The organism is Pseudodesulfovibrio portus (genome assembly GCF_026000375.1).
GTDB classification, from domain to species: Bacteria; Desulfobacterota; Desulfovibrionia; order Desulfovibrionales; family Desulfovibrionaceae; genus Pseudodesulfovibrio; species Pseudodesulfovibrio portus.
Map to the genome: position 1 here is coordinate 236,397 of NZ_AP026708.1, position 22,463 is coordinate 258,859.

At 59.3% G+C, this 22,463-nt stretch carries 21 protein-coding genes; 13 read left to right on the top strand and 8 right to left on the bottom strand.

Going from position 1 to position 22,463, the window contains the following annotated elements:
• Nucleotides 1-9: 9 nt before the first annotated feature.
• From OO730_RS01200 to OO730_RS01225, 6 genes are all read left to right on the top strand, one after another.
• The gene (locus tag OO730_RS01200) at nt 10-1,158 is read left to right on the top strand and encodes a tetratricopeptide repeat protein (protein WP_264982754.1); all 1,149 of its coding nucleotides are present in this window, start codon (nt 10-12) and stop codon (nt 1,156-1,158) included.
• Nucleotides 1,159-1,203: 45 nt separating this feature from the next.
• Complete coding sequence (gene mutS / locus OO730_RS01205) at nt 1,204-3,810, top strand: DNA mismatch repair protein MutS (protein WP_264984110.1); 2,607 nt, start codon at nt 1,204-1,206, stop codon at nt 3,808-3,810.
• Nucleotides 3,811-3,812: 2 nt separating this feature from the next.
• Nucleotides 3,813-4,256 carry a hypothetical protein gene (locus OO730_RS01210; RefSeq protein ID WP_264982755.1) on the top strand — a complete coding sequence of 148 codons (444 nt, stop codon included), beginning with the start codon at nt 3,813-3,815 and terminating at the stop codon, nt 4,254-4,256.
• Nucleotides 4,257-4,358: 102 nt separating this feature from the next.
• Entirely contained in the window at nt 4,359-5,597 is a 1,239-nt protein-coding gene (gene lysA / locus OO730_RS01215; RefSeq protein ID WP_264982756.1) for a diaminopimelate decarboxylase, read from the top strand.
• Nucleotides 5,598-5,649: 52 nt separating this feature from the next.
• On the top strand, nt 5,650-6,390 hold the full coding sequence (locus OO730_RS01220) for a 16S rRNA (uracil(1498)-N(3))-methyltransferase (RefSeq protein ID WP_264982757.1): 741 nt from the start codon (nt 5,650-5,652) through the stop codon (nt 6,388-6,390).
• Nucleotides 6,387-7,610 (top strand): replication-associated recombination protein A, encoded by a 1,224-nt coding sequence (locus tag OO730_RS01225; protein ID WP_264982758.1) that lies wholly within the window; start codon nt 6,387-6,389, stop codon nt 7,608-7,610. The genes OO730_RS01220 and OO730_RS01225 overlap by 4 nt, the downstream gene beginning before the upstream one ends.
• Nucleotides 7,611-7,672: 62 nt before the next feature.
• Here OO730_RS01225 and OO730_RS01230 read toward each other — a convergent pair whose 3' ends face one another.
• Nucleotides 7,673-8,944 (bottom strand): CgeB family protein, encoded by a 1,272-nt coding sequence (locus OO730_RS01230; RefSeq protein ID WP_264982759.1) that lies wholly within the window; start codon nt 8,942-8,944, stop codon nt 7,673-7,675.
• A gap of 6 nt (nt 8,945-8,950) precedes the next feature.
• On the bottom strand, nt 8,951-10,201 hold the full coding sequence (locus tag OO730_RS01235) for a glycosyltransferase family 9 protein (protein ID WP_264982760.1): 1,251 nt from the start codon (nt 10,199-10,201) through the stop codon (nt 8,951-8,953).
• 104 nt (nt 10,202-10,305) lie between these two features.
• Between OO730_RS01235 and OO730_RS01240 the strand changes: the two genes are divergently transcribed.
• The 7 genes from OO730_RS01240 to OO730_RS01270 all read left to right on the top strand — a co-directional run bounded on the left by OO730_RS01240 (nt 10,306) and on the right by OO730_RS01270 (nt 16,035).
• Nucleotides 10,306-10,983 (top strand): precorrin-2 dehydrogenase/sirohydrochlorin ferrochelatase family protein, encoded by a 678-nt coding sequence (locus OO730_RS01240; RefSeq protein ID WP_264982761.1) that lies wholly within the window; start codon nt 10,306-10,308, stop codon nt 10,981-10,983.
• Complete coding sequence (locus tag OO730_RS01245) at nt 10,970-11,782, top strand: cytochrome C assembly family protein (RefSeq protein WP_264982762.1); 813 nt, start codon at nt 10,970-10,972, stop codon at nt 11,780-11,782. Before OO730_RS01240 ends, OO730_RS01245 begins: the two co-directional genes overlap by 14 nt.
• Nucleotides 11,779-13,149, top strand: coding sequence for a glutamyl-tRNA reductase (hemA, locus tag OO730_RS01250; RefSeq protein WP_264982763.1), 1,371 nt, complete (start codon nt 11,779-11,781; stop codon nt 13,147-13,149). Before OO730_RS01245 ends, hemA begins: the two co-directional genes overlap by 4 nt.
• Entirely contained in the window at nt 13,149-13,505 is a 357-nt protein-coding gene (locus OO730_RS01255) for a hypothetical protein (protein ID WP_264982764.1), read from the top strand. The genes hemA and OO730_RS01255 overlap by 1 nt, the downstream gene beginning before the upstream one ends.
• Before the next feature lies 1 nt (nt 13,506).
• Nucleotides 13,507-14,517 (top strand): tRNA lysidine(34) synthetase TilS, encoded by a 1,011-nt coding sequence (gene tilS, locus OO730_RS01260; protein WP_264982765.1) that lies wholly within the window; start codon nt 13,507-13,509, stop codon nt 14,515-14,517.
• 96 nt (nt 14,518-14,613) lie between these two features.
• Nucleotides 14,614-15,279 (top strand): adenylate kinase, encoded by a 666-nt coding sequence (locus OO730_RS01265; protein ID WP_264982766.1) that lies wholly within the window; start codon nt 14,614-14,616, stop codon nt 15,277-15,279.
• A 198-nt stretch (nt 15,280-15,477) separates the two neighbouring features.
• Nucleotides 15,478-16,035: a class I SAM-dependent methyltransferase gene (locus OO730_RS01270; protein ID WP_264982767.1), complete on the top strand. Its 558-nt coding sequence runs from the start codon at nt 15,478-15,480 to the stop codon at nt 16,033-16,035.
• A gap of 54 nt (nt 16,036-16,089) precedes the next feature.
• On the opposite strand, the gene secF is transcribed toward OO730_RS01270, so the two are convergent.
• The 6 genes from secF to OO730_RS01300 form a co-directional block, all read right to left on the bottom strand.
• Complete coding sequence (gene secF, locus OO730_RS01275) at nt 16,090-17,160, bottom strand: protein translocase subunit SecF (protein ID WP_264982768.1); 1,071 nt, start codon at nt 17,158-17,160, stop codon at nt 16,090-16,092.
• A gap of 9 nt (nt 17,161-17,169) precedes the next feature.
• A complete protein-coding gene (gene secD / locus OO730_RS01280) occupies nt 17,170-18,765 on the bottom strand; it encodes a protein translocase subunit SecD (RefSeq protein ID WP_264982769.1) in 1,596 nt (531 codons plus the stop codon).
• Nucleotides 18,766-18,895: 130 nt separating this feature from the next.
• Entirely contained in the window at nt 18,896-19,249 is a 354-nt protein-coding gene (gene yajC, locus OO730_RS01285; RefSeq protein WP_264982770.1) for a preprotein translocase subunit YajC, read from the bottom strand.
• A gap of 43 nt (nt 19,250-19,292) precedes the next feature.
• Complete coding sequence (locus tag OO730_RS01290; RefSeq protein ID WP_264982771.1) at nt 19,293-20,054, bottom strand: GltB/FmdC/FwdC-like GXGXG domain-containing protein; 762 nt, start codon at nt 20,052-20,054, stop codon at nt 19,293-19,295.
• Nucleotides 20,055-21,152: a class II glutamine amidotransferase gene (locus OO730_RS01295; protein ID WP_264982772.1), complete on the bottom strand. Its 1,098-nt coding sequence runs from the start codon at nt 21,150-21,152 to the stop codon at nt 20,055-20,057. It abuts the gene before it with no gap.
• Between the two features lie 24 nt (nt 21,153-21,176).
• Nucleotides 21,177-22,463: an NAD(P)/FAD-dependent oxidoreductase gene (locus OO730_RS01300; RefSeq protein WP_264982773.1), complete on the bottom strand. Its 1,287-nt coding sequence runs from the start codon at nt 22,461-22,463 to the stop codon at nt 21,177-21,179.

Consider the following 22,463-nt stretch of genomic DNA (forward strand, 5'->3'; position numbering starts at 1 on the left):
GGAGTATGCATGGCTTGGAAGTGGTTCAATCGCAAAAAAAATTCCTTCAATAGGAATCTGAAGGCGGTGCGTGAGGCCGGCGGCGGGGTTTCCCTGCCGGTCCAGGATACCCGTGCGGCCATCGAGGAACTCAGCAAGGTCGTCAAGAACGACCCTGAGGCGGTTGAAATCTACCTTGCCCTCGGCAGCCTCTATCGCTCCCAGGGCGAAATAGAGCGCGCCATCCAGATCCGAAACAGCCTTATCGTCAGGCCGGGCCTTGATCGCGAATTCAAGGCCCGCGCCTGGTTCGAGTTGGGCCGCGATTTTCGCCGGGCCGGGTTTCTCGACCGGGCACAGAAAGCCTTTGACGAGGCCCGTTCCCTCGGGCACCCCGCGAATTGCATTCTTGATGAAACGGCACGGTTGGCCGCCGAGCGCGGCGACTATGAAAAAGCCGCCGAATCCTATGGCCAGCTTGACCTTCCCCTGCCCCAGGCCCATTACCTGGTCCGCCTCGCCTCGGACCATTTTGCCGAGGGCAACACTTCCCAGGCCAACCGGGCGCTCAGACACGCCATCCGCGCCTATCCCGGCGCTGTGGAGGCCTGGCTCGAACAGATAGTCCAGGCTTACAAGGCAGGCAATGCGGGCAAGGTGGCGGACATTCTCGAAGACGCCCTGCAGAGCGTTCAGCCGGAGTTGCGCTTTGTCCTGTTCGAAGGATTGCTTCATGCGGCGGACAAGGCCGAAAAGGCCAAGCAGTCCGCCTTCGGGGAAGAGACCGAGTGGAGCCGGGTGTGCAAGGATGAGCCGTTGACCAAGGCCCTGCTTCCGGTCATTGAGAAACAGGAGCCTGACGTTCTCCTGCTCTACTACGGGGCCACATTCCTTCTGCGCATCGACGATATCGAGGAGGCCAGGGCCTGGCTGGAAAAAGCGCTGGTCATGCAGTCCGACTTCTGGCTTGCCCGCCTGGAGCTCTTTGAGCTGTCGCGGTCCGACCAGACGCTGACGCCCTTCTACAAGGAACAACTCACGTTTTTCATTGACCGGGCCCGTCGTGTGCGCCGGTTCTATTGTCGTTCCTGCGGCCTCAAGCGCGACCAGCTTTTTTTCAATTGCCCCCGGTGCCGCAGCTGGCATTCCATCGCATTCAGAACGGACATTTCCGAGTAATCCGAGACAATTAGACATATCGTGGCCAAAAGAAAACTGACTCCCATGCTCGAGCAGTACCTCCATTTCAAGGAGGAGCATCCCGGATGCCTGCTCTTCTTCCGCATGGGCGACTTTTACGAGCTCTTCTTTGAAGATGCCGAGACCGTGGCCAGGGCCGTGCAGATCGCCCTGACAAGCCGCAATCCCAACGACGAGAACCCCATCCCCATGTGCGGAATGCCCCACCATTCCGTGGAGCCGTACCTGAGCCAGCTTCTGGACAAGGGCTACAAGATCGCCATCTGCGATCAGGTGGAAGACCCCAAGGAAGCCAAGGGGTTGGTCAAGCGCGACGTGACCCGGGTGCTCACGCCCGGTACTGTTGTCGAGGACTCCAACCTGAACAGCAAGGCCAACAACTACCTCGGCGCGTTCTTTTTCGACGCGGCCAAGGACGCAGGCGGCATCGCCTGGGTGGATTTTTCCACCGGCCAGTGGTCGGGACTGCATTCTCGGCGGGAAACCGAGTTGTGGCAGTGGATGGCCAAGATCAATCCCAGCGAATTGCTGCTTCCCCAGGGTGCCAAGGTTCCGCCGCAGTTCAGCGAGTTGTCCTCCCAGGTGACCTTTGTCGCCCCGGGCGCGTTCTACGATCTCTCCTCAGCCACCAATAGATTGCTGGAATCCCAGTCGGTTGCAGACCTCGACAGTCTTGGGTTGGCCGGCAAAGGCGAGTTGGTCCGGGCCTGCGGAGCGCTGCTCACCTACCTCGAACAGACCCAAAAGGGCGAGTTCGGGCATCTGGGTGAATTCAAGCCGCTGAACCTTGGCAAGCATCTGCTGCTCGACGAGATTACTGAGCGTAATCTCGAGATATTCCGTCGACTTGACGGCAAAACCGGCATCGGCACACTGTGGCGCGTTCTGGACCGGACCATGACCCCCATGGGCGGGCGGCTTCTGGAAGCCCGACTGCGCCAGCCATGGCGGCACCTTGCGCCCATCGAGAAGACGCTCGACTGCGTGACCTTTTTTTATGAGCGTGACCAGCTCCGCGTCGATATCCGGCACAGTCTGGATTCGGTATACGATCTGGAACGCCTCTCCACCCGCATATTTCTCGGCAGGGCCACGCCCAAGGATTTCGTGGCCCTGCGCCAGAGTCTGAAAACCCTCCCTTTGCTCAAGGCGCGGCTTGACGGCCAGGATTTTTCGTCGGCTCCCGACTTGGGAAAAATCGTCAATAAATGGGATGGGATGGACGATCTTGCCGAAGTGCTCGACAAGGCCCTGGTGGACAGCCCGCCCCCGGTGATCACGGACGGCGGTTTGTTCCGCAAGGGATTCGACCCCGTGCTGGACGAATTGATCGAACTGCACGAGCACGGCGAGGACCGGCTCAAGGAGCTGCACCAGAAAGAGTTGGCCGAAACCCATATCCCCAAGCTCAAGCTCGGGTTCAACAAGGTCTTCGGCTATTACTTCGAGGTGTCCAAGGCATACAAGGGTCAGGTTCCGGATCATTTCATCCGCCGTCAGACACTGGTCAACAGCGAGCGTTACATCACCCCCGCCCTCAAGGAGATGGAGGACCGCATCCTGTCCGCTTCCGAGGAACGCAAGGCACTGGAATACAAATTGTTCCAGGAACTGCGCGAACGGCTCGCCGCGGCTCGCAGCCGATTCCTGTACATGGCGGACGCCGTGGCCCTCCTGGACTACTGTCAGGGACTGGCCGAGGCCGCCCGGGTCAATGAGTGGTGCCGTCCGGACATGCATGAAGGCATGGAGATCGAGATCGAAGCGGGCCGTCACCCCGTGGTCGAAGACGCTCTGGGCGCGTCCAATTACATTCCGGGTGACCTGCGCATGGATCAGGAACGTCGCATCCTGCTCATCACCGGCCCGAACATGGCCGGTAAATCCACCGTGTTGCGTCAAGTCGCCATCCTGACCATCATGGCCCAGATCGGCTCTTTCGTCCCGGCCCGCTCCGCCCGCCTCGGCCTGGCCGACCGTGTGTTTTCCCGCGTCGGTGCTTCCGACAACCTGGCCCAGGGCCATTCCACCTTCATGGTCGAGATGACCGAGACCGCCCGTATTTTGCGACAGGCCACCAAGCGGAGCCTGGTCATCCTGGATGAGATCGGGCGCGGCACCAGCACGTACGACGGATTGTCCCTGGCCTGGGCCGTGGTCGAGGAACTTTCCGCACGCGCCGGGGGCGGCATTCGCACCCTGTTCGCCACCCACTACCACGAGCTGACCAGCCTTGAAGGCAAGATCGAGGGATTGCGGAATCTCAACATCGCAGTCAAGGAGTGGAAGGGGGATATCGTGTTTTTACGGCGGCTTGTGCCCGGCCCGGCTGACCGAAGCTACGGCATCGAGGTGGCCAAGCTGGCCGGTGTTCCTCGTCCCGTGGTGGACCGGGCCCGGGAAATCCTTGCGAAGCTTGAGGAAAAATCGCAGGATAACGGTTCGAAACGGGCCGTGGATCGGGCGTCGCAAACCCTGCTGCCCGGTTTCGGCGCTCCGCCCATTGAGATCAGCGGGGAGTTGACCGAACACCCGATCATCACGCAACTGACCGACCTCGACGTGGACGGTATGACGCCCATCCAGGCGCTGATGCTGCTCAACCAGTGGAAGGACATGATCAAGGAATAGTCATGCGCAAGTTTCTCATTGTCGCCACCCTGCTTTTTGTCGCCCAGACGCTGCTTGGCTGTGCCCTGGGGCGCAAGGAATGGCCCTCAGCCCAGAAGAGTGAAGACCGTTTTTCGCTGGAATTGCTGAACGGCATTCGGCAGGACGGGTGCCTGCTGCTGGACATCGCCGTGCACGGGGCCGCGAACCGTTTGTGGCGTATTGCCATCCAATACGAATCCGTTGGCAGCGAAGAAGGCCAGGGGTGTTCAGGTTGCCCGTTCGTGCCGAGGGAAGTCAAGGAATTCACCCGCGAGAGCGGAGAGTTCAACCTGCAAGGCTCCATTCTCAAATTGGGCCTGTGCGGTCTCGAGTCGGGGGTGGAATACCGCTTCCGCGTAATGGGCACCAGCGAACTGCCGGCCATGCCCCTCGAGTCCACCGACGTGTACGAGTCCCTTCCGTAACCGATTGCCCGCCCCTTTCATTCGATACAAGAAAAGTATTGGATGATATCAGGTGAATCAGTGTAGATATCGATCCGATACCTACCCCGAGGAGATTGAACCATGCATCATTTCGAATACAGAGACGGCGTGCTGTTCGCCGAAGAGGTCAGCGTCACCAAGCTGACCGAGAATTACGGCACCCCGCTCTACATCTATTCCGCAGCAACGTTTCGCAGGCATTTCAAGGCCTTCGACTCTGCTTTTGACGGATTGGACCACCTGACCTGCTTTTCGGTCAAGGCCAACTCGAACCTGTCGGTCCTGCGCATGCTGGCCGAAGAAGGCGCGGGCATGGACATCGTATCCGGCGGAGAACTCTATCGCGCTCTCAAGGCGGGCGTGGCTCCGGAAAAAATCGTCTACTCCGGAGTGGGCAAGCGCGAATCCGAAATTCGCGACGCCCTGAGCGCCGGGATTCTGATGTTCAACGTGGAGTCCGTTGCCGAGCTGATCAAGATCGACGAGGTTGCGGGGCTCAAGGGCGTCAAGGCGCAGGTCAGCTTCCGCATCAACCCGGATGTGGACCCGCAGACACACCCTTATATTTCCACCGGCATGGCCAAGAACAAGTTCGGCCTGGACATCGAGAATTCTTTCAAGGCCTACGAGATGGCCGCCAAGCTCGACAATATCGAGCCTGTGGGCATGGACTGCCACATCGGCTCCCAGCTGACGAGCATCGAGCCTTTCCTGGAGGCGCTGGATAAGCTCCTCGATTTTTATGAAAAACTGAAAGGAATCGGCATCAAAATCAAGTATCTCGATCTGGGGGGCGGCCTTGGCATTCCCTACGACGAAGAACAGCCGCCCCACCCCACCGAGTTCGGCCAGGCTTTGAGCGCCAAGCTCAAGGGACTGCCGCTCAAGGTGATCCTGGAACCGGGACGGGTCATCGCAGGCAACGCGGGCATCATGGTCACCAAGGTGCTTTACACCAAGTCCAACCCGACCAAGAATTTCCTTATTGTGGACGCGGCCATGAACGATCTGGTCCGGCCCAGCCTGTACGGCTCTTACCACCGCATCGGCGAGGTCGAGGAACACGGTCGTGCGCCGATGGTCTATGACGTGGTCGGTCCCATTTGCGAATCCGGCGACTTCCTGGCCAGGGATCGCGAGCTGCCCGGCATAAAGCAAGGGGAACGCCTCGTGCTTTACTCTGCCGGAGCCTACGGGTTCACCATGTCTTCCAACTACAATACGCGGCCGCGGGCCTGCGAGTTGATCGTTGACGACGACAAGGTTATAGTCGCCAGGAAACGTGAGACATATGAAGATATTGTAGCCAACGAACTGTAGCTGAAACAGGGTCGGGGGTTCGCCTCCGGCCCTTTTTGATCGGGATGTGATCATGACCAGACTGAACTCTTTCTACCTCGCCCCGGACCAGTGGCCCGTCGCTCCCGGCGACGCGGTGGCGCTTGTCGGCCCCGAAGCGCGTCACATGACCACTGTCCTGCGCACAGAGAAGGGACGGGAGGTCCGGCTGTTCGACGGCATGGGCCGGACCGGCCTGTTCACGGTCATTGAGATCAAGAAAACCCGAGCTCTCCTGGAAACGGTCAGCCTGGACGAAATTCCGGCGCCGACTTCAGGGGTGACCTTGGCCATAGGCTGGAGCAAGTCCAAACGCCGCACGTATCTTTTCGAGAAGACGGTGGAATTGAAGGGAGCGGGCCTCATTTTCTGGCAGGCGACCCGAAGTCAGGGGCGTGTCCCAGCCGAACCGAAGGAAACCTGGCTGGAAAAGTGCATCCAGGCGGCCAAACAGTGCGGCAACCCCCACCTCCCGGTTCTGGAGACCATCCCGGCCGGAATCCCCGGCCTGATCGAACGGGGGGCCGGGTTCGACCACTGCTATTTGGCCTGGGAGTCGGATGAGGTTTCCACGCCGCTGACGCCTTCCATGCTTTCCAAAGGGCGCACACTTGTAGTAGTCGGTCCTGAAGGCGGCTTCGACCGCCAGGAGGCCGTAAAATTGGTGGAATCCGGGTTTGAGCCCGTCACCCTGGGCGAATCGGTGCTCCGCTGGGAAACCGCCGCCACCTATTGCCTGAGTCTCGCATTCTTTAGCGGACAGGAAACGTCATGAAGCTGGAAATTGAAGAAACCCACCCTCTTGCGGACAGGATTCGCCCCACGACCCTGGACGATTTCGTGGGCCAGACCCATATCCGCAACCGCATTGAAGCGTTCTCCCAATCCAAGCGCATGCCGAGTCTGCTTCTGTTCGGACCGCCCGGCTGCGGTAAGTCCACCCTTGCCCTGCTCCTGGCTTCCATGACAGGTAAAAAATTTCTGCGTGTGAGCGCACCCGAAGCGGGGTTGACTGCCCTGCGCAAGATGTTGCCGGGACAGGACATTCTCATTCTCGACGAGCTGCACCGTTTCTCCAAGGCGCAACAGGATTTTTTCCTGCCGATCCTGGAATCCGGTGAGATCACCCTGCTGGCCACCACCACTGAGAATCCGTCCTTCAGCGTCACCCGCCAACTTCTCTCCCGCCTCCATGTCCTGCGGCTGCGCCAGTTGAGCCGTGAGGAGTTGGTGGACGTCAGCCATCGCGGAGCCCGGGAACTCAGCGTTGAATTGGAAGAGGATAGCCACAAGATGCTGGCTGCCATGGCTGGCGGCGACGCTCGTACCCTTTTGAATTTACTTGAATACACCGCAGAACTGCCCAAGGAAAAACGATGCCCGGAATGTTTGCGCGAGTCCCTGCCCGAGATAGTGGTCCGGGGGGATCGTGACGGCGATTCACATTACGAACTGGCCTCGGCGCTGATCAAGTCCATCCGCGGCAGCGACCCGGACGCGGCCTTGTACTATCTCGCCTGCCTGATTGAGAGCGGTGAAGACCCGCGTTTCGTAACCCGCCGACTGATCATTTCCGCCTCAGAGGACATCGGCCTGGGTGACCCGGATGCCCTTGGCCGGGCCATGGCCTGCCACCAGGCCATTGAAACCATCGGAATGCCTGAAGGTTTCATCCCCATGGCCCAGACTGTGGTCTATCTGGCCCTGTGCCCGAAATCCAATTCCACCTATGCCGCCTACCGTACCGCGCAAAAGGAAATCCGTGAAAACGGACCCCAGCCCGTGCCGTTGCACCTGCGCAACGCGACCAGCTCGCTGCAGCGGGAATGGGGCTACGGGCGCGGCTATCTGTACCCCCACAACTTCCCCAAGGGGTGGGCGGACCAGGATTACCTGCCAAACGAACTGGCGGGCCGCAAATTCTATCATCCCAAGGATCAGGGAGAGGAGCCCAGGCTTCTGTCCTGGATAAGGCAGTTCAAGCGGCAGAGATGAAGGCAAAAGAACACGGCTCCACAGCATACCTGTAGAGCCGTTTATCTTTTAATTTCGAATTGTTAATTTCTTTTCCCGTAGAGCTTCCGCCACTCGTCCAGAAAGAGGATGGCCGTGTCCAGGGAAGACAGTTTTCCCTGTTGTTCGCGGACCGCCCAGACCAGGTCTTCGAATGAAACGTCCTCGGGCAACCCGAGACTGCTTATGCGGTCGCGGATGTCCTTCTCCAGTTCGGGCGGGAAATCGTCGCCGAATACAGAGGACGCTGACCGGGGCTTGGGCCAGCCGGGAATGCGCTCGGCCGTGAACTCAAGCAGTGTCCGCATGCGGTGGGCATAGGTGTGGTCTTTGAGCACCCGCTCCCGGCATTTGGCTGCATAAGCCTTGCGTTCGTCGGGATGGGCCGAGAAATAGTCCATCTTTTCAATCAGGTCTTTCATGGATGTGAATGTGGCCAGTTCGTCGCCGGCAAAGACCTCGTCCATGAGCGAGCGCTTGTCCACCAACTGGAACGCACCGCATGCGGCCAGCTCGAAGGTGCGCGGGTTGACGAAGTCGCCGCCGGTGACAAGCTGATCAACCTGGACGCTGGAGTGAAGATTCAGGTTGATCCTGGTGGCGTTGAAAATCTTGACGCATTCCTCGGGCGTAACCCGTGCGCCCTTGAGCTGAAGAAGCGGGGCCAGGACGTGGTCGCCGTCCCACTCGTTCCCCCAAATCTTGAAATCGCGTGATACAAGCTCGCGGAAGGCCACTCGCCGGTTGGGATACCCGGCCCCCATGAAGGATATCTCGGAACCGAACTTGCGCTGTTCAACGGGCGAAAGCTCCGTGGGTTTGTGGAAGTCCGGATCGGCGGCCAGGGGCAGATAGAGCCCGTTCGGCTGGCCGATTGCTTCGAGATCGTTGATGAACTGCCCCTTCTGGATGACAGCGAAAATGTCGTACAGCGGCGCGTACCCTTTCCAGTAGGTGAACAGGTTGGAGTCCTCCACAAACCACATGGCCGTGACCACGCCGTCCCGCTTCAGCCGTTTCAGGGCCTGTCGATTGAGCGGGGCCTGGGCCATGGACAACACCATGTCCGGCTCAAAGGTTTCCGCCTTGGCCAGCACGGACTGGCTGAGTACGTTGAGGAAGGAATTCTGCAAATAATCCAGTCGGTCGGTCGTTACCTTGAGGTTGTCGAGGGACTCGTAGGCAGGATAGAAATCCGGGGCCTCGAAAACCTCCACCAGATGGCCGTCCTTCTTGAGGGCGGAGGCCACGTATCTTCCGATGGGCAGTGAGCCGCCATACAGGGGCAGGACAACGAGTATGCGCAGGCTGTTCATGGTAAATTATCCAATGGAATTGACATGTTGTTTGTCCGCCATCCAATCCTTTTCCATGAAGAACTGGTGGGCGAACACGTGGTCGGCATGGGTGACGCCGAGGTTTTCGCCGGACTGGTATTGATGCAGGAACCTGCGGAATTCATTGCGCTGAGGCGCGTTGACGTCTTCCCCGGCAAAGGGGACGTACAATTGGCCCAGATTATCGAAATAGGAGTCGAAGCCGATGATTCCTTCCGGCACTCTCGAGGGGTTGCGCGTGGCCAGCAGGCGCTGGAATCCGGGATCGGCAAAACCGCCCAGACAGGCAATGTCCAAGGGGCACGGCGCGCTCTCCAGGCACGGCAGGCAATCGCGAACGGCCTGGTATACGGTATGTCCCCTGCCATAGGGGCCGGTCTCGAAGCACCAGGCCGAGGACAGGAAAAAGGCCGTCACAGGCGTACCGAGATGGGCCGCCAGGTGCATGGTGCCCGTGTCCGGAGTCAAAAGCACGTCCAGTGAACCGACGATGTCCGTCAGTGAGTGCCAGTCGGTCTTGCCCGCCAGGTTTTCCGTTTTGTCGCTCAACCCGGTCGGCAGATTCTTGAGCACCTCCTGTCCGGCCTTGTGCTCGGATTGGCCGCCCAAAAGGACGATCCTATTGCTGGCACGGATTCCGGCCATGGTGGAGGTCATGCGGGCCAGAAGCGGCGCGGGCAGGGAACGACGGGATTCGCGACCGGCCAGGACCACGCCGATGCCGCCCCCTTTGGGTGTCGCCTCGGGGTTGACCGTGTCGGGTGCGATCCTGTCCGGGCAGTACCCTGCCCAGAAATCCACGAGGTTCATGCCGATTCGGCGGTAATTGGTCCAGCGCATGGCCATGGCAGGCCAGGTGGTCGTCATCTCCTGGCCGTTCTTCCAGGCGTATCCCTCCACCCTGTCCGGGTCGAAGAGCGCGGCCAGCCTGAAGTTGAGACCCGAAAAATTGAGATTGTACACAGTCTCGAAATCCGTGGATGCCAGCGCGTCAAAGGTTCTTCTGTTGTTCGTGAGCACCCGCAACGTCGCCTCGCGCCCGTTCAACCCGGTGCCGTGGGCCATGATCGGGTGCACTTCGACGCCGGGATAGACCAGCCGCGCCAACGCTTCCAGGGAGGCGTCCACACACAGGTGGACGGTCGCGTCCTCGCGGGCGCAAAGCGTTGCCAGAAGACGTTTTGTCTGGATGAGGTCGCCGAACCGGGCGAGCTGTATGACGAGGTAGTGCTTCATGTCTGTTTCAGGACCGTCAAGATTCGAACGTAATTCCAATGATTCTTGCAAGAACCGGGCAAATTGGCATTTTACATGGTGGCCCGCATTGGTTATCAAGGCACATGCGGTATTACCCCATCTTCGTGAATTTGGAAAACAGGTCCTGCCTCGTGGTTGGCGCGGGCGCGGTCGGAAAGCGGAAAATCAAGTCCCTGCTCGATTCCGGCGCCGGTCGGGTGACGGTCGTTGATACCTGCCAACCCGCTCCAGGCTTCGAACATGTTCTGGATCAGGACAACGTGACGTTTCTTTGTCGCGAATTCCGTGCCCAAGACCTGGACGGACAGTTCCTGGTTATGGCCTGCACGTCCAGCGAAAAGGTCAACAAGAACATCGGCGACCTGTGCAAGCAGCGGAATATTCTCTGCAATATAGCAGACATGCCGGAACAGTGCAGCTTCATCGTCCCGGCCGTTGTCAGCCGCGGCGACCTGACCATAGCCGTATCAACTGGGGGCCGGAGCCCGGCCATGGCCAAACGCATCCGCAGGGACCTGCAGGAAAGTTTCGGCCAGGAATATGCCGACCTGCTCACGGTCATGGGCCGCATTCGGCCACTCATGCTCGGCCAGGGGCTGGAAACACCGGAAAACACCGATGTCTTCCGCACGCTGGTCAACTCTGATTTGTTGGCTGCCATCAAGGCTCACGACCTTGACGCCGCCACGGAAATACTTAAAGAATCATTGCCCGAACCGTTGCACGCCAATATACCGGAGCTGCTCGATGGATTTGTTTGATTCCATACATATCTGCATTATCGCTCTTTATGCCCTCGGCACCATCCTGTTCCTGACCGGCACATGCACCGGCAACGACAGGCTGCGGCGTATGTCGATCTGGGTTGCGGTCATCGGTTTTTCTTTGAATACCATTGATTTGAGTTTGTTGTTGGCCCGTGACCCGGCGGCCTTGAGCGAAGGCACCTTCTATTTCAACATCCTGGCCTGGTCCGTACTCGGGGTGTATTTCTTCATGTGGTGGCGCCTGCGCCTTGAATTCCTGGCCATCACCGCCCTGCCCCTGGCCTTGCTGCTTTTCGTGGCTTCCATGGCCCTGGGCGGCATCAAGGTGATCATGCCCCCGCAGCTGACGGCCCTGTTTTTCGGCCTGCACATCGGCTCCCTGGTTCTGACGCTCGGGGTGCTCATGCTGGCATTCGGCGCGGCTTTGGCCTTTCTGTATTACAACCGCCAGCTCAAGACCAAGGCCGGGCTGACGCATATGGGCGACTCCATCCCGTCGCTGAACAAGTTCGATTCCGTCAACCGGTGGGCGGTCGCCCTGGGCTTCCCGCTGTACACCCTGGGCCTGTTTTCGACATTTTTTTGGTACTGGATCGCCCCTGAAAAGCAATTTACCTGGGATATCATGAAGATAGGTTCACTGACAGTCTGGTTTCTCTACGCCTTCCTGTTCCACCAGCGGATGGTTCTTGGTTGGCGCGGCCGCAAACCCGCCATCCTGACCCTGTGGGTCTTTGCAGGCATGTGCATCTCCCTTATCCATCACACCATTACTTTCAGGGTGATGCCATGAACAAGCAGATCATCCTCATAGGCCTGAACCACAAGACCGCCGGGGTGGACGTGCGCGAGAAGTTCGCCCTGACCGATGTCGAGAATTTCGAACAGGGTCTCATGGCCCACTGTCCCGTGCAGGAATGTATGGCCTTGTCCACCTGCAACAGGGTGGAGATTGTGGCCGTGGCCAAGCAGGTGCCCGAGCGCGAGGTCATGGACTCGCTGATCCAGTACTGGGCGAGCGTGTGCAAGGGAGCCCCGGAATTGCTGCTGGACAACACGTACCGGTACACCGGCCTTGAGGCGGTCAAACACGTCTTCACCGTGGCCTCCAGCCTCGATTCCATGGTCATGGGCGAGCCGCAGATTCTCGGCCAACTCAAGGACGCCTACCGCTCCTCCGTGGACAACGGTACGGCCAGGACCATTGTAAACAGGCTTCTTCACAAGTCTTTTTCCGTCGCTAAACGCATCCGAACCGAGACGGCCATCGCATCCAGCGCCGTGTCCATCTCATTTGCGGCAGTTGAACTGGCGCGCAAGATATTCGGCGACCTGCAAGGCACCAAGGCCATGCTGGTGGGCGCGGGCGAGATGGCCGAACTGGCCGCCACCCACCTGCTGCGCAACGGCGTTGAGGACATCATCATCGCCAACCGCACCCTTTCCCGGGCCAAGACCCTGGCCGAAAGCCTTGGCGGCGAGCCCATCCAGATCGAGAACATGCCGGACCGACTGCACGAAGTGGACATAGTCATCAGTTCCACGGGTTCGCCGGTATCCGTGATCAGCACGAAAGACGTCAAGGTTGTGCTCAAGAAGCGCAAGCACCGTCCCATGTTCTTCATCGACATCGCCGTGCCCCGCGACATCGACCCGGACGTCAACAGCCTGGACAACGTCTATCTCTATGACATCGACGATCTCAAGGACGTGGTGGACGAGAATATGGCCCAGCGCCAGGAAGAGGCGACCAAGGCCCACGCCGTGGTGGAACTGGAAACCCAGACATTCGGCAATTGGCTGAATTCGCTCAATATCCAGCCGACCATTGCGGACCTCGTGGACAAGGCTGAAGAAGTGGCCGTACGCGAGTTGAACAAGACCCTCAGGAAACTCGGCCCGGTGGATGAAAATACGCGCAAGTCCCTGCAGACGCTGGTCCTGTCAGTGGCCCGCAAGACTTTGCATGAGCCCATCTGCTTCCTGAAACGGCGCACCCAGGAGGAAGGATCGGCCGAACGGTTCATCGATCTCGCCCGCCGCATGTACAACCTGGACGACGAGGTCGTTCCGGACACCGCGCATCTGGACCGCAAGCCGGGCATGTGTTCGCCGGAAGACATTGAAAATCTCATTGAGTCATCGAAAAAGGAACAATAATGCGCAGTTATCTCATAGAAGACCTTGTTGAGAACGATCTCAAGAAAATCGCGGACGCCCTGAACGAGTTGGAAATGCGGGGGCCCCTGGACGGCATCTACTATCTTCCGCTCCCCGTGGAACTGCTGCAGCAGGAACAGAAAAACCATCTGGATGAATGCGGTCCCTATTTCATGGCCCTTGAGCTTGTCGAGGGACCGTCCGACATGTCCGAATGCCAGGTCAAGCTGGAACTGCTGGTCCGCGCCCGAAACAAGATCCGGTGCTCGTGCGTGACCTACGCCACCTCTCCGCAACGCAAACACATGATCGAGTACCTCGACCAGTTCATCGAGGAACTTGAAATCTCGGTCTAGCATGTCCGATGCGCCTGTGAACATTCCGCAATCCCTGCAGGAACTGCTTCCGAAGTGGGCGCACTTTTGCCTGTACACCGAAAAATTCATCACCGATGAGCTCGGGCTCGACCTGTCCGGCAAGCGGATAGTGGTCGGCCTTTCCGGCGGCGCGGACTCCACCGCCCTGCTTCTGGTCCTGCATTATCTCTGTCCCCGCAATGACTGTCACGTCGTGGCCGTTCATCTCAACCATATGCTGCGCGAGGAAGCGGACGCCGAGGAAGCTTGGTGCCGCACCCTTTGCGAATCACTGTCCATCGAATTCATAAGTGAATCCAAAGAGATCAAGCAGTCCGCGCAGGAGGCCGAAGTCGGTCTTGAAGAGGCGGGCCGCAACGCCCGATACGAGTTGTTCCAGCGTGTCCTCAATGAGAAACAGGCCGATTTCGTCGCTCTGGGCCACCACCGGGACGACCTCAGCGAGGACGTGCTCATGCGTTTCATTCGCGGAACGGGGTGGCCCGGCCTCTCGGGCATGGCCGGATTTGACCCGGACCGGAACCTGATCCGTCCCTTCCTCATGTTGCCGAAGTCCACGCTCAAGGCCTTCCTTGCCCATACAGGCGTCAAATGGCTTGAAGATGCTTCCAATGATGATCCGAAGTGGACCAGAAATCGCATTCGGAAAAACATCCTTCCCCTCATCCTGCAGGAGAACCCAAATTTCGGGGACGCTGTTGCCCGATTGTGGAAGATCGGTCGTATCGAGACGGATTATTGGGACGACATGACCCGATCCCTGCCGAAAACCCTCGGCAATGACCTGCTGGAAGGCACACATAAGGCAGCCCGGTTGCGCATGTACAAGGCGTGCCTCGACAATCTGGGCCCAGCCCAGGTTCTGGCCCATAGCCTGTTCAAGCTCGACGAAGCTTGGGAAGAAAAGCGCGTGGGTTCGGTCTTCCAGTTCCCCGGCGAAAAGACAGCAACAATCACTGCTTCCGGCGTTGTTTTCTCCGTCAGCCATTGACTTCCGGCACTCCCCGGTATAAGAGCATGTGATCTTTTGCACAAAGTGCAGAAACCCTTGTCAGGCGTTTCTGTGTATTATCATCAGGAGGAATGTATGAATATTCTGATTTTCGGCCCCAACGGCTCCGGTAAAGGCACCCAGGGCGACATCGCCAAGGACAAGTACAACCTGGATCACATCGAATCCGGCGCCATCTTCCGCAAGCACATCGGCGGCGGCACCGAGCTCGGCATGAAGGCCAAAGAGTACATCAACAAGGGCGAGCTCGTTCCTGATGATATCACCATCCCCATGGTTCTCGACGTTCTGGCCAGCTCCACTGCCGGTTGGCTGCTCGACGGTTTCCCCCGCTCCCTGGTTCAGGGCGAAAAGCTCTGGGAAGCCCTGCAGAAAGACGGCGTGAAACTCGACTACGTCATCGAAATCAAGCTGCCCCGCGAAATCGCCAAGGCCCGCATCATGGGTCGTCGCCTCTGCGAAAACAACCCGAACCACCCCAACAACGTCGGTATCCCGGTCATCGCCCCTGACGGCGACAAGTGCCGCGTCTGTGGTGGTGCCCTGACCGCTCGTGACGACGACCAGGACGAAGGCGCCATCGACGTCCGTCACAACATCTACTATGATGAAAAAACCGGCACCATGGCTGCCTGCAACTTCTTCAAGAACCTTGACGGCGCCGACTTCAAGTTCATCGAACTGAACGGCGAAGACTCCATCCAGGAGATCAAGGATTACCTGATCAGCCAGCTCGATTAATTCGACGCACTCCTAAAGGGCCTCTCCGATAATCGGAGAGGCCCTTTTTTTGTTGTATTCCGACTGAGGAATGGCTTGCTGCTTATTGACCAATGCCTGAAACAGGCATACCCCTTTCGCTCCTTACGATCTTGCCTCTTGATGCGTTCCAGGCTGTCGTGTTATTTTTTGTAAAACAGTAATACACAAAGGAATGATATGGCACGACATACGAAACGGTTTACCGAAGGCATGCTGGATACCCGGGAGATAATTCGAAAATTGGAACTTCGCCCCGGACTGACTATCGTCGATGCGGGTTGCGGCAACGGATACATGTCCATGCTGTTCAGTGAGGCAGTAGGACCTGAGGGACTGGTTTACGCATTGGACGTGAACGCACAGTTCATCAAGGAAATCCGAGAGGAAATTACCGCCGACAACATCCGGCCCATGGTGGCCGATATATTACAGCCCACTCCCCTGGCTGACGGGTGCGCTGATGTTGTCTATACCGCCACCGTCCTTCACTCCGTGGGACGGGAGAAGATGCCAGGCGTTGCCGATGAGGTCCGCCGACTGCTCACTCCCGGAGGATTGTTCGGGGTCGTGGAGATTGCCAAGCACGCCACCCGGTTCGGGCCCCCGCAAGCCCAACGTTACGCGCCGGAGGAACTGCGGGCCGCTTTGCCCTTCACGCCTGTCAGCCTGACATACGTGGCCGAGCATTTTTATCTGCAGGTGTTCAAGGTCTGGCCTTTCGCCCATCAGATATGAAAAAGGGGAGGACCATACGGCCCTCCCCTTTGTCTTTTCCATGTGTCTGCCGGACTATGCGTCCGCAGGGGCAGCTTCCGCTTCGGAGCCCGGACCGAACCCGAGAAGGATCGGGGAGGCAACGAAGATGGAGGAATACGTGCCGACGCCCACGCCGATGAGCAGGGCCAGGGCGAAGTCGTGGATCACGGACCCGCCCAGCACGAACAGGCAGAACACGACCATCAGCGTGGTGGCCGAGGTCATGATGGTGCGCGACAGGGTCTGGTTCACGGACATGTTGATGACCGAACCGAACGACTGGTTGCCCTTTCGCGCGATAGTGTTCTCGCGGATGCGGTCGAACACGATGATCGTGTCGTTGAGCGAGTAGCCGATGATGGTCAACAGCGCGGCGATGATGGTCAGATCGAACTCCTTGCCCAGAATGGAGAAGATGCCGATGGTGATCATCACGTCGTGGATGAGCGCGACGACCGCTCCCAATGCGTAATTGAGTTTCAGGTACCAGCACAGGCCGACCGTGATGGCCAGCGCCGCCACGATGAGCCAGCCCATCTCCAGTCCGAGCAGGCCGATGCCGTACACGCCTGCGCCCAGGGCCGCGGCCATGACTCCGGCAACGGTCCAGCGCTGTTCGAAACGACCGGAGATGTACACGGCAATGAGCAGGACCGCGTAGAACAACGCCTCAAGGGCCTTGGCACGCAGATCCGCGCCCACTTTGGGGCCGACCATTTCCAGTCGCTGTATTTCGTATTTGGCACCGTCCAGATTGGCGGTCAGCGCGGTATTGACCCTGTTCCGGACATCTTCGGAGGAGATGTCGGAACTGGAGGTGCGGATCAGGTACTCGTGGTCGCCGTCGAGGCCGAGGGTCTGAACAACCAGACCGGGCAGTTCAACGCCGCTCAGGGCGTCCTTGACCACTTCCACGTCCGTATCCTTTTCGATCTTCACCTGGACGATCATGCCGCCTGCGAAGTCGATGCCGTATTTGGGTCCGCCCTTGATGAGCAGCGAGGTCACACCGGCCAATATGAGTACCGCCGACAGTATGAAGGCGATCTTCTTTATGCCGATGAAGTCGATTTTGGTATCAGGCTTGATTATTTGAAGTCCCATGATCGTCTCCTAGATGCTCAGCTTGGCGTCCGCGCCACGGTTTCTGGTGTACAGGTCGAACAGGATGCGCGACACGAAGATGGCCGTGAACATGGAGGTGATGATGCCGAGCGTGAGCGTCACGGCGAATCCGCGGACCGGGCCCGTACCGAACTGGTACAGGATGACGGCTGCGATGACCGTGGTCACGTTGGCGTCGAGGATGGTCAGGGTCGCCCGGCCGTAGCCTTCCGATACCGCCTGGGTCGCAGACAGTCCCCGTCGCAGTTCCTCGCGGATGCGCTCGAAGATGATCACGTTGGCGTCAACGGCCATGCCGATGGTCAGGATGATGCCCGCGATGCCCGGCAGGGTCAGGGTCGCGCCGAACGCCGCCAGACCGCCCAGGATGAGCATGATGTTCAGACACAGGACGATGTCGGCCACGAAACCGGCGAATCCGTAGTAGATGACCATGAAGATCAGCACGGCGGCCATACCGATGATGGCGGACAGGATGCCGTTGTCGATGGATTCCTGGCCCAGGGACGGGCCGACCGTACGCTGTTCCAGGATGATCACGGGTGCGGGCAGGGAACCGGCGCGGAGCACCACCGCCAGGTCACGGGCTTCTTCCTTGGAGAAGGTGCCGGTGATGGAGGCCTTGCCGCCGGAGATGCGTTCCTGGATGACCGGCGCGGAATAGACCTTGCCGTCCAGGACGATTGCCATGCGCCTGTTGACGTTCTCGGCGGTCAGGTTGGTGAAGATGGTCCCGCCGCGCGCATTGAAGGTCATGGAAACATAAGGTTTGTTCCAGGTATCCAGCAGCACCTTGGCGTCGGTGACGTAATCGCCGGTCAGCACGGCGTCCTTCTTGAGGACGATGGGCGACTCGGCATATTCGCCGTTGGGCAGCTTGCGCAGAAGCACGCTCAGCTCGCGACCGGGGGCCAGGATGCCCTGCTGGGCCTTGGCCACGTCGGCGGTCTCGTCAACCATCTTGAATTCGAGATGGGCGGTCTGGCCGATGATCTTGATGGCCCGCTCGGGGTCCTGAAGGCCGGGCAACTGCACCTGGATGCGATTGTCCTGCTGACGGCGGATGTCAGGCTCGGCCACACCGAACTGGTCGATGCGGTTGCGGATGGTCTTGATGGCCTGTTCCATGGTCAGCTTTTCGATCTCAGCCCGATACTGGGGCGACACGGCCAGGGCATACTTGATCTTGTCGTCGTCCATGCCGGTGGAGTTCTCCACGGCAAACGGCGAATATTGCTTTATGACTTCCTCGAAGGCGTCCTTCTGTTCGCCCTTGAGCAGCACCACTTCGATGCGGTTCTCGTCGAGAACCGTGGGGCGCAGGACGAATATTTCCTTTTCCCTGGCGCTGGCCTTGAGGTCGTCGCCCAGGCGGGCAAGGTTGTTGTCCATGGCGGTATCCATGTCCACACCGAGAGTGAGGTTGATGCCGCCCTTCAGGTCGAGACCCAGGCTCACGGAGTCGCCGGGCAGGATATTGCCCAGTGCGGAGTCCTTGACGCCGGGCAGGGACGGCAGCATGTAGGCCAGTCCGAGAACCAGGACCACCAGGGCTCCGATGGCTCTGTAGCGCAAACTTTGCATGAAAACTCCCTATAATACGAAACTAGTTGCACCGTCGTCGGGGCGATACGCAATAAACGCAAGCGCGGACCGGGCCACATGTCGATGTGGTCCGGTCCGCAGGATCGTCTCGGAAAACGGATGCAAAAACCTACTTCTTGTCGGCTGCGGCCTTGCCGCCGTCTTTGTCGGCGACGAAACCGCGCTTGATGACGACATTGACGCCGGAAGCGATTTCGATGGTGAGGTTGTCACCGTCGATGTCCACGATGGTGCCGAGGATGCCGCCGTTGGTCCATACCTTGTCGCCCTTCCTAAGGGCTTCGAGCATGGTTTTGTGAGCCTTCTGCTTCTTCTGCTGCGGACGGATGAGCAGGAAGTAGAAGATGGCGAACATGAGAACCAGCATGGGCAGCGGGCCGCCGAGGATGGCGCCCAGGCCGCCAGCCTCGCCACCGCCGCCTGCGGGCGGAGCCATAGCAAAGGCTACGGAATCGAAGAACATAGGTTCCTCCAGAGAGAGTTAATGGTGTATGCTTCCCCGCCTTCTAGCAAGGAACGTACAGGTTGCCGTACGGCCTGTGCGAAAACGGTCGAATTTTCACGAAGTTTTCGCCCAAAATTTCCTTGCTGTCCAGCTTCAATTCTTTGGCGTATTCCTTGACCAGGCCTTCAATGACCTTCAGATCATCGGAATCCACGGGGGTGGCGGTCAGGCCCGGACCGAGGCGATCCTCGGGGACGCTGCCGCGTACGTAGATGACGCCGCCGTGCATGCCCGTTCCGAGACTTCGTCCCGCAATAGGCGCATCAGGCTTATCAGAAAACATACCCAAGAGCAAAATAATTCCGCCGGCCATATATTCTCCGAGGAAATCCCCGGCCTTGCCGCCGACAACAATTTTCGGCTGGTGATCGAGGTATGCCTTCATGTGGATGCCGACCCGGTAGCCCACGTCGCCCTTGATGAATATCTCGCCGCCGCGCATGGCATAACCGATGACGTCGCCCGCGATACCTTCAATGATCACGCGGCCGTCGTCCATGGTATTGCCCACCCCGTCCTGGGCGTTGTTGTGGATGCGGACCTTGGGACCGCGCATGAACGCGCCCAGGTCCTGGCCGGGAACGCCGTAAATGTCGAAGGTAAGGTCTCCTTCGAGCGCCGTGGCGATATAACGCTGGCCGTTGCACTCCTTGATGGTGAAGTCGGTCACGCCTTCCCTCACCAGCGCACGGATTTCCTCGTTGAACTGCCTGTAATATGTGCGCCCTGCGGTCAGGGTCTTCTTCTTTCTCTTGGCTGCCATTTAGTCCTCCAGGTCCACGATGACGGGTTCGCCCGCCTTGGGCATCCAGACGCGGTCCAGTTCCGGACACACGTCGCGCACGGCCGACTCTTCGGAAGACATGAAGATCATGTCGTCCTTTTCGGCCACCAGAAGCGGCCTGAGCTTGATGCGGTCGTTGAGCCCCATGAGCCGGTTGTTGTCCGCAACCAGGATGGCGAACGGGCCGTTGAGCATGCCCGGGCCGTAGGTTGCGCGCAGAGCCGTGTACAGCTCTTTGTCGTCGGCATCCATGCACTCGATCTCGTCCCAGAAAGGCGGGGCAAAGACCTTGGCCGCCATTTCCCAGGACAGGCCGTGCTTGCGGATGAGCATGTCCAGCTCGTAGGCCACGACCTCGGTGTCGGTCATCATGGTACACAGGTAATCGTGCTCGCACAGGTAGCGGCGGTTGATCCCGTAGCTCGAGACTTCGCCGTTGTGCACGATGGACCAGTTGAGGATGGTGAACGGGTGCGCCCCGCCCCACCAACCCGGAGTGTTGGTCGGGAACCGGTTGTGCCCGGTCCAGATGTAGGCCTTGTATTCCTCCAGACGGAAGAAATCGGCGATCTCCTCGGGAAAGCCCACGCCCTTGAACGCGCCCATGTTCTTGCCCGAAGACACGACGAACGCGCCGGGCACGGAGGTGTTGATCTTCATGACCACGGCCACGATGTAATCCTCTTCCGGCAGTTCCCGGAATTCGTTTTCCGGCTTCTCGGGCACGGTCACGAAATACCGGTTGAACCTGGGCGGATTGGGAATGGCCAGGATGCGGCGGGTGGGGATGGGTTCGTAGAAGTGGAGATCGAAGTATTTCTTGATCATCTCCTCGGACCCCTTGATGGCCGCATCGTCGTCGCACATCATGTGGAAGCAGTACTTGTCCGCGTGTTCCGGATAGATGCCGTAGGCCGCGAAACCGCCGCCCAGGCCGTTGCCCCGGTCATGCATGCAGGTCATGGCCTGAATGGGCATGTCGCCCGGGATCAGGCCCCGCTTCTTGTGGATGACGCCGAATATCCCGCAACCGGAGATATCCTTCTCGAAATCATAATATTTATCAGGTGCTTTCATTATCTGCTCTCTCTGCTCCGCTCTTTAGTCGGGCTCGACTACGCCGGGGTTCCAGGTGTCCTTGAAGAAATCGTCGGGCCACATGAGCACGTCCGGCTCACCGGCCATGATCTGCTTCTTGGCGTCCTCCGGGACCGGCATCTGGAACTTGACGAAGGCGGTGTACATGCCCGCCATGTCGATGTCGCCCACCAGGACGTAACCGACCAGGTGATCGTTGTGGAACACCAGCTTGCGGTAGCTCTTCTTCTTTTCGTCCAGGGACACGGCGATCTCATAGGCGTCGTCGCCCTCTGGCGGATTGACCGTGCCCACGGAAATGGTGGGCAGGCCGTAAAAGGAGATGGAATTCATGGCCAGGGACCCGGTGAAGGTGATGTCCGCCCCGGCCATGTTCTTGCCCGCGCAGAATCCCTGGTTGTAGGCGTTGGTCCAGATGGGGATGACCCGATCGTCGCCGAACAGCAGATCCTTGGCCTGGGCCACGTCGCCGGCCGCGAACACGGAGTCCGCGCTGGTACGCATGTGGTCGTTGACCTTGATGCCGCGATCAACGTCGATGCCGGAGTCCTTGGCCAGGTCGTAGTTGGGCACCACGCCGATGGCAATGACCACCACGTCGCACTGGAGGAAGTCGCCGTCGGTCAGGTGCACGCCCTTGAGGTTGCCCTCCGTATCGCGCTGGATTTCCTTGGCGGAAACGCCGCAACGAACGTGCAGGCCCACCTCTTCCAGGCGTGATCCGGCCAGGGAGGCCGCGTTTTCGTCAAACGCCAGGCTCAGGATGCGCGGGGACAATTCCAGGATGGTCACGTCCACTCCCCGGTCGAACAGGGATTCACCGGCCTTGAGCCCGATGAGCCCGCCGCCGATGACCACGGCCCGTTTTATCTCCTTGGCTTTGGAGATGAGCGTCTGGGCGTGGGCCAGGTTGGTGAAGTTGTAGACGCCCTTCCCTTCCAAACCGGGAATGGGCGGGGTGAAGGGGATGCCGCCGGTGGCGATGAGCAGGTTCTCGAACCCGATGGACTCGCCCTTGTCCGTGGTCACGGTCTTGGCCTGGGCGTCGATGGACTCAACGCGGGTGCCGAGTTTGAGGGAGACGTTGCTCTTCTCGTAGAACTCCTGCGGACGCAGGGCCAGCCGGTCCGGTCCGATCTTGCCCGCCAGCAGGTATGAAATGAGCGGGCGGCCGTAGGCCGGGGAATCCTCCGCGCCGATGACCAGGATTTCGTTTTCGGTGTCCACCTTGCGGATGCCCTCGATGGCTCCGATGGAGGCGATACCGTTGCCGATGATGACGTATTTCAT

Bases quoted from the DNA above. Each gene is read 5' to 3' on its own strand.
- OO730_RS01200 (WP_264982754.1), top strand. From the start codon at position 10: ATGGCTTGGAAGTGGTTCAATCGCAAAAAAAATTCCTTCAATAGGAAT.
- mutS (WP_264984110.1), top strand. From the start codon at position 1,204: ATGCTCGAGCAGTACCTCCATTTCAAGGAGGAGCATCCCGGATGCCTG.
- OO730_RS01210 (WP_264982755.1), top strand. From the start codon at position 3,813: ATGCGCAAGTTTCTCATTGTCGCCACCCTGCTTTTTGTCGCCCAGACG.
- lysA (WP_264982756.1), top strand. From the start codon at position 4,359: ATGCATCATTTCGAATACAGAGACGGCGTGCTGTTCGCCGAAGAGGTC.
- OO730_RS01220 (WP_264982757.1), top strand. From the start codon at position 5,650: ATGACCAGACTGAACTCTTTCTACCTCGCCCCGGACCAGTGGCCCGTC.
- OO730_RS01225 (WP_264982758.1), top strand. From the start codon at position 6,387: ATGAAGCTGGAAATTGAAGAAACCCACCCTCTTGCGGACAGGATTCGC.
- OO730_RS01230 (WP_264982759.1), bottom strand. From the start codon at position 8,944: ATGAACAGCCTGCGCATACTCGTTGTCCTGCCCCTGTATGGCGGCTCA.
- OO730_RS01235 (WP_264982760.1), bottom strand. From the start codon at position 10,201: ATGAAGCACTACCTCGTCATACAGCTCGCCCGGTTCGGCGACCTCATC.
- OO730_RS01240 (WP_264982761.1), top strand. From the start codon at position 10,306: ATGCGGTATTACCCCATCTTCGTGAATTTGGAAAACAGGTCCTGCCTC.
- OO730_RS01245 (WP_264982762.1), top strand. From the start codon at position 10,970: ATGGATTTGTTTGATTCCATACATATCTGCATTATCGCTCTTTATGCC.
- hemA (WP_264982763.1), top strand. From the start codon at position 11,779: ATGAACAAGCAGATCATCCTCATAGGCCTGAACCACAAGACCGCCGGG.
- OO730_RS01255 (WP_264982764.1), top strand. From the start codon at position 13,149: ATGCGCAGTTATCTCATAGAAGACCTTGTTGAGAACGATCTCAAGAAA.
- tilS (WP_264982765.1), top strand. From the start codon at position 13,507: ATGTCCGATGCGCCTGTGAACATTCCGCAATCCCTGCAGGAACTGCTT.
- OO730_RS01265 (WP_264982766.1), top strand. From the start codon at position 14,614: ATGAATATTCTGATTTTCGGCCCCAACGGCTCCGGTAAAGGCACCCAG.
- OO730_RS01270 (WP_264982767.1), top strand. From the start codon at position 15,478: ATGGCACGACATACGAAACGGTTTACCGAAGGCATGCTGGATACCCGG.
- secF (WP_264982768.1), bottom strand. From the start codon at position 17,160: ATGGGACTTCAAATAATCAAGCCTGATACCAAAATCGACTTCATCGGC.
- secD (WP_264982769.1), bottom strand. From the start codon at position 18,765: ATGCAAAGTTTGCGCTACAGAGCCATCGGAGCCCTGGTGGTCCTGGTT.
- yajC (WP_264982770.1), bottom strand. From the start codon at position 19,249: ATGTTCTTCGATTCCGTAGCCTTTGCTATGGCTCCGCCCGCAGGCGGC.
- OO730_RS01290 (WP_264982771.1), bottom strand. From the start codon at position 20,054: ATGGCAGCCAAGAGAAAGAAGAAGACCCTGACCGCAGGGCGCACATAT.
- OO730_RS01295 (WP_264982772.1), bottom strand. From the start codon at position 21,152: ATGAAAGCACCTGATAAATATTATGATTTCGAGAAGGATATCTCCGGT.
- OO730_RS01300 (WP_264982773.1), bottom strand. From the start codon at position 22,463: ATGAAATACGTCATCATCGGCAACGGTATCGCCTCCATCGGAGCCATC.